Source organism: Bacillus sp. ISL-77 (assembly GCF_018613105.1).
Window position 1 is genome coordinate 98,986 of record NZ_JAGGQY010000032.1, and the last position, 9,331, is coordinate 108,316.

Annotated in this window: 10 protein-coding genes; 2 read left to right on the top strand and 8 right to left on the bottom strand. The window is 37.0% G+C overall.

The window, feature by feature from the left end; translation table 11 throughout:
- Positions 1-207 precede the first annotated feature (207 nt).
- Positions 208-807 carry a response regulator transcription factor gene (locus tag J7E77_RS12635; RefSeq protein ID WP_088086152.1) on the bottom strand — a complete coding sequence of 200 codons (600 nt, stop codon included), beginning with the start codon at positions 805-807 and terminating at the stop codon, positions 208-210.
- A complete protein-coding gene (locus tag J7E77_RS12640; RefSeq protein ID WP_214714773.1) occupies positions 804-1,943 on the bottom strand; it encodes a sensor histidine kinase in 1,140 nt (379 codons plus the stop codon). The genes J7E77_RS12635 and J7E77_RS12640 overlap by 4 nt, the downstream gene beginning before the upstream one ends.
- Before the next feature lie 334 nt (positions 1,944-2,277).
- Here J7E77_RS12640 and J7E77_RS12645 point away from each other — a divergent pair, with 334 nt between their 5' ends.
- On the top strand, positions 2,278-3,060 hold the full coding sequence (locus J7E77_RS12645; protein WP_251026790.1) for an alpha/beta fold hydrolase: 783 nt from the start codon (positions 2,278-2,280) through the stop codon (positions 3,058-3,060).
- A gap of 77 nt (positions 3,061-3,137) precedes the next feature.
- On the opposite strand, the gene J7E77_RS12650 is transcribed toward J7E77_RS12645, so the two are convergent.
- The 6 genes from J7E77_RS12650 to J7E77_RS12675 are packed head-to-tail and all read right to left on the bottom strand — an operon-like array spanning position 3,138 to position 8,380.
- Positions 3,138-4,211 carry an alpha/beta fold hydrolase gene (locus J7E77_RS12650; RefSeq protein WP_214714774.1) on the bottom strand — a complete coding sequence of 358 codons (1,074 nt, stop codon included), beginning with the start codon at positions 4,209-4,211 and terminating at the stop codon, positions 3,138-3,140.
- 21 nt (positions 4,212-4,232) lie between these two features.
- Complete coding sequence (locus J7E77_RS12655) at positions 4,233-4,799, bottom strand: polyhydroxyalkanoate biosynthesis repressor PhaR (protein WP_214714776.1); 567 nt, start codon at positions 4,797-4,799, stop codon at positions 4,233-4,235.
- A gap of 22 nt (positions 4,800-4,821) precedes the next feature.
- Positions 4,822-5,445, bottom strand: a complete 624-nt coding sequence (locus J7E77_RS12660) for a hypothetical protein (RefSeq protein WP_214714778.1) — start codon at positions 5,443-5,445, stop codon at positions 4,822-4,824.
- Positions 5,429-5,911: a hypothetical protein gene (locus tag J7E77_RS12665; protein ID WP_214714780.1), complete on the bottom strand. Its 483-nt coding sequence runs from the start codon at positions 5,909-5,911 to the stop codon at positions 5,429-5,431. Before J7E77_RS12665 ends, J7E77_RS12660 begins: the two co-directional genes overlap by 17 nt.
- A gap of 36 nt (positions 5,912-5,947) precedes the next feature.
- Complete coding sequence (locus J7E77_RS12670; protein ID WP_214714781.1) at positions 5,948-6,727, bottom strand: SDR family oxidoreductase; 780 nt, start codon at positions 6,725-6,727, stop codon at positions 5,948-5,950.
- Between the two features lie 18 nt (positions 6,728-6,745).
- Entirely contained in the window at positions 6,746-8,380 is a 1,635-nt protein-coding gene (locus tag J7E77_RS12675) for a long-chain-fatty-acid--CoA ligase (protein WP_214714782.1), read from the bottom strand.
- Between the two features lie 498 nt (positions 8,381-8,878).
- On the opposite strand from J7E77_RS12675, the gene J7E77_RS12680 reads away from it, so the two are divergent.
- Positions 8,879-9,301, top strand: coding sequence for an alpha/beta fold hydrolase (locus J7E77_RS12680; RefSeq protein ID WP_251028060.1), 423 nt, complete (start codon positions 8,879-8,881; stop codon positions 9,299-9,301).
- Positions 9,302-9,331 lie beyond the last annotated feature (30 nt).

Sequence of the window (9,331 nt, forward strand, 5' to 3'; positions counted from 1 at the left end):
CTTTATTTACTTTCTATTATAGTAAACTACACTTTTCAAAAAAATAAAACTTATTTGCAATCTTAATAGAGGATTATCACGTGATTATAATTCAAGAAAAATTTAATCATTTATTTAGGATTTACACTTCCCCAAGTGTCTGACCTACTTAGATCATGTGAAAAAAAAAAAGTGTTTTAACGGTGCCTGACACCGTAAAAACACTCTTTATTTGAACCAGCCCTTTTCTTTAGATTGAGTAATTGCTTCGATTCTATTTTTAACCTCAAGTTTGTCGAGGATGATCGAGATGTAATTTCTGACAGTTCCTGTTTTGATGCTAAGTTCTTCCGCGATTTCTTTCGTATTTTTTCCGTCAGCTACAAGCTCTAGCACCTCTTTTTCCCGGTCAGTTAACGGGTTTTCTTCTCCATATACATCGTCCATTAATTCTGGCGCATAAATTCGTTTTCCTGACATCACACTTCGGATGGAGTTAGCCAACTCTTCACTAGGACTATCCTTCAACAAATAGCCGCTCACACCAGCTTTTAATGCCCGTTGGAAGTAACCGGTCCGGGCAAAGGTGGTTAAAATGATAACTTTACAGCCAAGACCCTTCAACTCTTCAGCCGCCTCCAGTCCGCTCTTGCCAGGCATTTCAATATCCATAATACAGACATCAGGTTGAAACTTTTTCACCAGCGCAACGGCCTCTTCTCCGTTTGAGGCCTTTCCAACAACTTCCATATCATCTTCTAAATTTAGTAATGAACCAAAGGCTCCTAAAAGCATTTGCTGGTCTTCAGCTATCACGATTTTAATCATTTTTTATCCTCCTTATCCAAACCAGGTTTGACATCATTAGGTACACTTATGATTAACGTTGTTCCCTCTTTTGTCAAAATATCTAGACTGCCATTAATAAATTCCAGCCGTTCTTTCATGCCAATCAGCCCATGACCTGCTGCTAACTTTTCCTTCTCTCCCTTAAAGATACCATCATCCTGAACTCTTATTACCAATTCCTTCATCGTTTGTTCCATCGATATGGAACATGACTTAGCTTCACTATGTTTAACGACATTATTTACGGCCTCTTTCAAACACATGCTTAAAATATTCTCCGTTAACAGCGAGACATTTGATGGTGTAAAATCCCCTTCACGCACAAAATTTATTTGGGCAGCGTTTAGGATTTGTTCAACACGGAGGATTTCGTCCTTCAAGCGGATCCCACGCATCGAAGAAACCATTTTTCTAACTTCACTTAATGCCGTCCGAGCTGTTTGCTGAACATCCTTCAATTCATTCCGTGCCTGATCAGGATCTTTCAAGATTAACTTTCGTGCCAAATCTGACTTCAATCCAATGAGTGAAAGCTTTTGACCGAGTGTATCATGAAGGTCCCGGGCAATCCGCTGGCGCTCTTCTATTTTGACTAGTTCCGAAATCCGTTTATTCGCATCCACTAGCTTTTCTTCAAGCTGCCCTCTCTCCTTCCGGTTATGGATGCTAAACGGGAGAAGGATCACACTAATCCAAATGATGATTACAAAAGGCAATTGCTGTAGAAATAATTTTTCATGCATGACGATACTGAAGTTAATTGATACCGATGTACTAAACAAATGAATAAAATACAAGGTCAAAAAGGCAATCCTATCTTTAATATTGCCGATAAAGTAGGCAAGGAAAAATGCAAAATAAACATAATTGAATAGGCTGTTCGCAGTGATCGAAATACCGATCAAGATCAACGTCCATAGATAAACCGGCCAGCCTTTTGAAATAAACGCAATTCGGTAAAAGATAAAGAATAGCAGCGTGAGTAAAATTCCTACAACAATTTCAATTGTGGAAGGTGATTGAAAAATAAAGTAAAACGGTAATATACCAAGAATTGTCCAAATATACGGTGCAATACCATTATTTTTTTGAAATGTCATATATTTTTTTATCATGAACGAAACCTCATTTTCACTTAAAATCCTCTTATCTATCTATCATAACTCAAAGCAGCTTAGTTTTTCTCCCTTACAGCATTCATTTTAGCTAAAAACTTTACTCCTTTAAACCTGACAACATTTTTTCATTTTAGTTACCATCTGCATTCCTTCCACTTGTTTTCTCACTTTAAAGGATAAGGAGACTACCTGTACCTATATATGTGTTTTACACCCATATGTAATACTTTTCCATTAATAATTATATAATAAGATAATCAGAATATTATACCCGTTTACTCCGTTCCAATATTGGGCATAAAGGTTATTATAAAACAACTAGGAGGAATGAATGATGAGTGAAATATTCAAAAGTTGCTCCGGAATTCCTTATTTGCGTCTTGGTGCAGGTGAGCCGTTAGTCTTTATTCACGGTCTTGGTGAGGTGAAGGAGGGATGGTCACATCAGTTTGAATTTGCGAACCAGTTTGACTTAATTATCCCTGATTTACGCGGACATGGAGAGTATACTTCACCTGGGGAGATATCGATAGAAAGCTTTGCTCGTGATGTAATTAGTCTAGTGAAAGGGCTTGGATTTGAAAGCGCACACATATGTGGACTTTCTATGGGTGGAGTGGTAGCACAAGAAATATATCGTCAAGCGCCAGAAATGTGCCGTTCCCTAATGCTGGTAAGCACTTTACATTATGCTCCAAGAGAACTGGGCAAACTATTTATAAAACTCAGGAAATTACGCGCAGAAAATAAAGCTCTTGAGGCTATAACAGAAAGTTCAGCAAAGGTCTGCCTCTATTCTTGGTCAAAGGAAAATTTCGAAAACTTTTCAAAATTTTACAAGCCTAACAAAGAATTTTTCTTTAAAGCAATGGAGGCATGTCTAAAAGTAAATAATTTAACTTTACTCCCTAAGATAAAAGTTCCAACCTTAATTATTGGCGGGCAGTATGATACCGTAACCCCTATATGGATTCAATGCATGATGCATAAACAAATTCGCCATTCAGAATTTGTTATTTTCAGAAATACTGGCCATATTGTTAAGTTAGAGGCAAAAGATGAATTTAACGAAGTTCTTCGGACATTTTTGAACAAACATAAAACGGCAAGTTAGAGAGGAAGGATTCTCCTTCCTCTACTTCATTGCCTATATTTATTATATATTTCCTTGTACCAAACTTTATTACACAATCATTTTGAAAGCGGATTTGAGCGACTGGATGCCCATTGATCAACAATTCCTGCAAATAAGCCAGATAACGCTAGTCCGACATGGCCTGATTCAACGCAAAGATACGTTTTATCCTTACTAGATACTAAATCCATAATTGGCTTACTTTGTTCTTCTAGAACTAAATTGTCTCTAGATCCAGAGATAACGAATAGATTGGCATCAATATTCCGCAAATCTGCCTTTTTGTTTCCAACTACTAATTCCCCTTTAACCAGCTTGTTATCCCTAATTAGGTCATTACCCAATTGTTTATAAGCCTCCCCAGTAAAAGGAACCTGATCAAGAGTCCACTTATTCATTCGACGCCACTTATCAACATACCGCTGATCGTGGGCTCGATTTAAAAGCATCGTATAGTTAGTAAAATAAATAGGTGATCCAACCGCTCTAAACATCATTTCAACATATTTAGGCGGGACCACCCCATAAACATCAAGGAAATGATCAATGTTAAAATCTCCCTCTTTGAGGCCCTCAGCCCATTTATCTTGTCCGATAAATGTAGAGAAATCAATTGGTACGGTTGCAACAATTAAATTTTTTATTGGTTCTTCCGCAATCGATGCATAGATTGCGGCAATCGTCCCGCCTAAACAGTAGCCAATTAATGTAATTTCTTCTACTCCAGAATGGCGAACAGCCCGTTTCACCGCTGTTTTTAAATATTTCTCGATATAGGTGTCAAGACCGATTTTTTTATCTTCATAGCCTGGTGTACCCCAATCCAATAAATACACATCATAGCCCATGTCGGTTAGGTTCTTAATTACACTTGTCTTTGGGTCTATATCTAAAATGTAGGGTTTATTAAATAACGAATACACGAAAAACAAAGGAATCTCATACTTCTTCTGTTTTGGAGGATAATACCATAAAACTGATTTATTTTTTTTCCATACTTCAGTTCTTGGAGTCTGACCTGTCTTAGGCTCAGGTTCACTTAAAATCTTATAGACATTAGCCCAACGTTCCATTTCTTTCTGATAATCCAATTCGGGAATGAACCCCATTAATGGTGTTTCAGTTGACAATGTCATACCACCGTTTCATTTTTATTTGGATGAGCCTGATCCAGTTAACTCTTGTTCCGTACTTGTGCCTTTAAGAATAAGACCCTTTAAAGTCTCAAATTCTTCTTTAAAATTTGTTAATTTCATGATTTCAAACTTCATTTCTTGAAGTTCGGCATGTAATTCTTTTGTGTCTATCTGCTCTTTTTTCGTTTTTACTAATTCCATTTTAAGCTGCTTTGTCAGTTTAATAATTTCTTTGGAAATTTCTACAACACTCTCAATCTCTTTGCTTTGCGTCTTCATGGAATCTTGAAGTTCCCAAATTTGTTCCTCAAGTGCTCCAATTTTCTCTTCTGCTTGGATCGTTAAAGTAGCAACATTAGAGACATCATTTTTAGTAGGCAAATTTAGTACACTAGCAAGTGCTTCTTGATTCTTTTTTAATTCCTCCAGAAAACGGGAATTAATTTCAGTCCCAAATTTGGACGTTTTCACGAAATCTTTGTTATCAGTCAACAGATAGATAAAATCATTAATCTGTTTTTCCCACAATAAACTTAACTTATGAAGGGATTCATATGGATCGTAAGGTTTTTTACCTGACATTACTTACACTCCTATATTGTTATTATTTAGGTTGCTCGGTTACGTCCTTCATATAATTTTGAAATGGCAGCATCGCTGTTTTGACTTGTTTAGTTAACATGTTCACAAATACTTTTTGATTTTCAAATAAAACATTGCTAGTTTTCTTTACACTCTCAATATATTTTTCTCTGCCATTTTTTCGATAAGCAATATATTGTTCAACTGTTTCCACATATTTATCTAGTACTTCCAATTGACCAGTTATTAACGCTTGAGTAGGTGTTAATAATAGATTTGCAGTTTTATTTTGAATGTCATCTACTACTTGGTTAATTTCTTCATAGGATTTCACTGGAAAAAAGTTCTGTAGTGAAGTTGTGGTCACAAGCAATTCTTCGCGTGCTGCTTTCTCCCACCCTTTAAGTTCCATGCCAAATTGAGCAGCAATCGTGATAGCATTTTCCTGATTCTGTTTAAGCTTTTCCACATAGTTCTTTACAGCCTCTAAGAAAAGTTCATCCTGTTTGTTAAAGCGCTCTGCCCAGGCATCCAATTCATTAAAGCCAAGTTTCCATACAAGGTCTAGACTTGTTAAATCCTTTTCCCCATCTACCACAGTTTCTTGGTTTTCAACTTCTAGTACAGTTTCAGTTTTTTTCGTCATTGTTATTCTCCTCCAAATTTAAATGATTTGTAAAAAATAATTGTTTTAATTCTAAAAGCTCTGATTCTAGGCTTTTTATCTTGCAGTCGTGGATATCCTTTACTTCCATTTCTAAAACGGATAGTAGGGCTTCACATGACTTCCGAACCATTCTTAACTGGGTATTGTTCTTCAACTGGCTTTGTTTAATATCGTAGATCGCATCATCAAAAAAATCTAATTTTTCCTCATAATCTACGATTCTTACAGAAATTGCACTTATTTCATCCTTATTCGGAAGGTCTAAATGCTTTAACCACCTAGTTGTTAACCTTTTGTGAATTCTTATCTGTTTCACATGTACTTCCAATGCCCTCCCAAAAGCTAAAGTAAAGCTGCGTTTGTTGGTACGGGCATGGATTTGTTCATTCCATTTTTTTTCAAGCTTTTTATAAAAAGCATCCATTTCTTGATGGGTGTACTTCATTTATACCCCTCTTAACTACCAGTCAGTATCTACCTTTTACTGTACACTGGCAGTCGTGCCCCCGTCAACGACAAGTACATGACCATACACATAGTTAGAAGCATCCGAAGCTAAGAAAAGTGCAGGTCCTTTCATATCATCATCAGAACCAAAACGGCCTGCTGGTGTTCTCTCAAGTATTTTTTCACCTGAATAGTCCAAGATGGCTTTAGCCATTTTAGTCGGGAAAAATCCAGGGGCAATTGCATTCACATGAACATTAAATGGTGCTAATTTAACGGCTAAATCCTTTGTTAATGTAATGACAGCGCCTTTGCTTGCAGCATAACCAATCGCATCCATTACTAATGGATCTTGACCGCCCATGCCAGCAATTGATGCAATGTTGATAATCTTACCAGCCTTTTGCTCCACCATTATTTTTCCAACGGCTTGAGAAAATAGGAACACCGCCTTAAGGTTAATATCCATTACCTTATCCCATTTATCGGCAGGCATCTCTAATGCAGGTGCTCCCCAACTGGTACCACTGTTATTAACCAAAATATCAATCCGTCCAAATTCCTTCATGGTTTCGTCGACGACAAGTTGGATATCGTTTGGAATGGATACATCACATTTTAATGCTAGCGTACGAACCCCCTTTTCTTTGAGGGCTTCACTAAATTGCTGACAGGCATCAAGATTACGTGAACAAACCACCACATTTGCTCCTGCTTCCGCATATGCGACTGCGATTTGCTGTCCTAAGCCTCTTCCGCCGCCAGTGATAATAGCCGTTTTCCCTTTTAAACTGAAAAGTTCTTGATTATTCATCGGATCTCTCCCTCTCTATTAGGCTTTAACCCCTGATTTCTCTTGGTCTCTTAATACTCTTCTAAGAAGTTTTCCGACAGATGATTTTGGAAGCTCCTCAAGTATTTCTACTAGTTTTGGTGCCTTATATGGGGCAAGGTTTTCCTTACCAAATTGTTTGATTTCCTCTGCAGAAATGGTATATCCTTCTTTCAATTTGACAAATGCCTTTACGGTTTCACCGCGGTATAAATCTGGGACACCAATGACAAGCACCTCTTCGATAGCTTCTAGATGATGAAGCACTTCCTCGATTTCACTAGGATAAACATTGTATCCGCTCGCAATAATCATATCCTTCTTCCGGTCTACAATATAAAAATAGCCGTCTTCATCCATTTTTGCGATATCACCTGTAAACAGCCAGCCATCCTTTAATACTTTGGCTGTTTCTTCTGGGCGGTTCCAATAGCCTTTCATCACCTGCGGACCTTGGATAATTAATTCCCCTTCTTCTCCAACTGGTGCATCGACATATCCGTCATCCGTTTCATGAACTATTCTTGCGACCGTACTTTGGACAGGAATTCCAACACTTCCATATTTCCTCGGGACGAATGGTGGACTAAAAATGGCTGTTGGAGCTGACTCGGAAAGACCATAGCCATTATAAAGCATTGCACCTGTTTTCTTCTCGAAGGCTTTTACAGTTTCAACGGGCAGCGGTGCTCCACCACAGCTTATGTAGTATAAATCATTAAATCCGCTTTCTTCTAAACCTGATTGACTGTTTAATGCAGTAAACATGGTTGGAACAGCTGACATTTGAAATGGTTTTTCACGCTTTACTGTTTCCATGATTTCTTTAGAATCAAAGCGAGGTAAAACGATTTGATTTGCCCCTTCCCTAATACCACATAGCGCAATGCTAGAGAGTCCATAAACATGGAACATTGGCAGAACCGTAATCATCTTCAAATCATCAGGTAAATTTTTACATGGCCGATAGCTAAAATCACAAACTTGGGTGACATTGGCTAGAATATTGTAATGAGTAAGCATAACACCTTTAGAAACACCAGTCGTTCCTCCTGTGTATTGTAAAAGTGCTACGTCCTCATTATGATTAATCTCAACCTCTGGAATATTTACTTTCTTATGCAGGAATTCATCAAAATAATGATCGCCTTCAGCAAGGTCTATTCTAGCTCCACCGAAACTGACAACGATTACCTTTTTTAAAGATGTAGTTGATTGAATTGCTTTAATCTTTGGATAAAATGCATCTAGTACGACTATGTATTCTGAGCCAGAATCATTTAATACATGTTCAATTTCTCTTTCTACATACATTGGATTAACTTGAACAGCGATTCCACCAAGACAAAAAGTGCCAAAAAGCATGAATATGTAATGCGGGGAATTTGGAAGCATAATAGATAAACGATCACCTTTAGCAAATCCAGTTCGATGTAAGGCAGACGCAAATTGATCTGTAATCACTTTTGTATCGTTGAAGGACCAAACCTTGCCATAAAAGGTGAATGCAGGCTTTTCGTTATAAAGGTTTACTGAACCTTGTAAAAAATCGTAAAGTGATTTGTGTTCAATATTTACATGCTCGTCAAGACTTGGGTCATAAATTTTTAACCACGGTTTTTGCTGATAAACCATTAGATACGTTGCCTCCTTAGGATGATTTAATGTCAAATAATAAATATTCCGTATAAATAAGGCTGCAAATTCTTCCAATCTTTCGTCATTATCCTTAATTAAAATATTAATATAGTTACGATTATTGTAGTTAAATGAAAACTTGTAAACCTCGCACCCTCGACAAAATTCAACAAAAATCCACGTTTCCTCGAAAGACCAAATACGAGCCTCTAGAATACCAAGCATTAGTTATCTAGCTATTTTTGCAATTACTAAAAATATAGCGAAAATTGTCGGAATATTTTTTTATTCCAACATTGTCCAAATGGTGAAATTTGAGTGAGGTGTCTATTAGTTGCTCTAAAATTCCTTACTTACGTTTTGGTGAAGGTGAACCTTTGGTCTTTATTCATGGTCTTGGGGAGGTAAAGGAGGGCTGGAACAATCAGTTTGAATTTGCGGATCAGTATGACTTGATTATTCCTGATTTACATGGACATGGTGAGTACATTACTAATGAAAAAATATCTATCAAACTATCGGAGAGTTCGTTCACTTTCAATTAATCCTAGTCTTCCAAAAGACATAGCTGCACGTATTTCACTTAATTCATGGAAAGGAAAAATTTATGAAGACTTTCAAAAATTTTACAAACCAAACCATGAAGTCTTTCTTAAATCAGTTAAAGCCTGTCTAGAAGTCAATAATTTAAATTTACTTCCTAAAATTAAAGTCCCTACGTTAATCATGGGGTCGCAATATGATTCAGTAATTCCTGTATGGATGCAGCTTTTAATGCATAAAAAAATTCGACACTCTGAATTTGTCATTATAAGGAATACTGGTCATATTGCAAAGTTAGAGCAAAAGGATGCCTTTAACAGGATTCTTCGCAATTTTTTGAAAAAAACACTCAAAAGTAAGTTAAGGGGAGGATGATTCCTCCCCTCCAGATTGTAGACAAAAGGC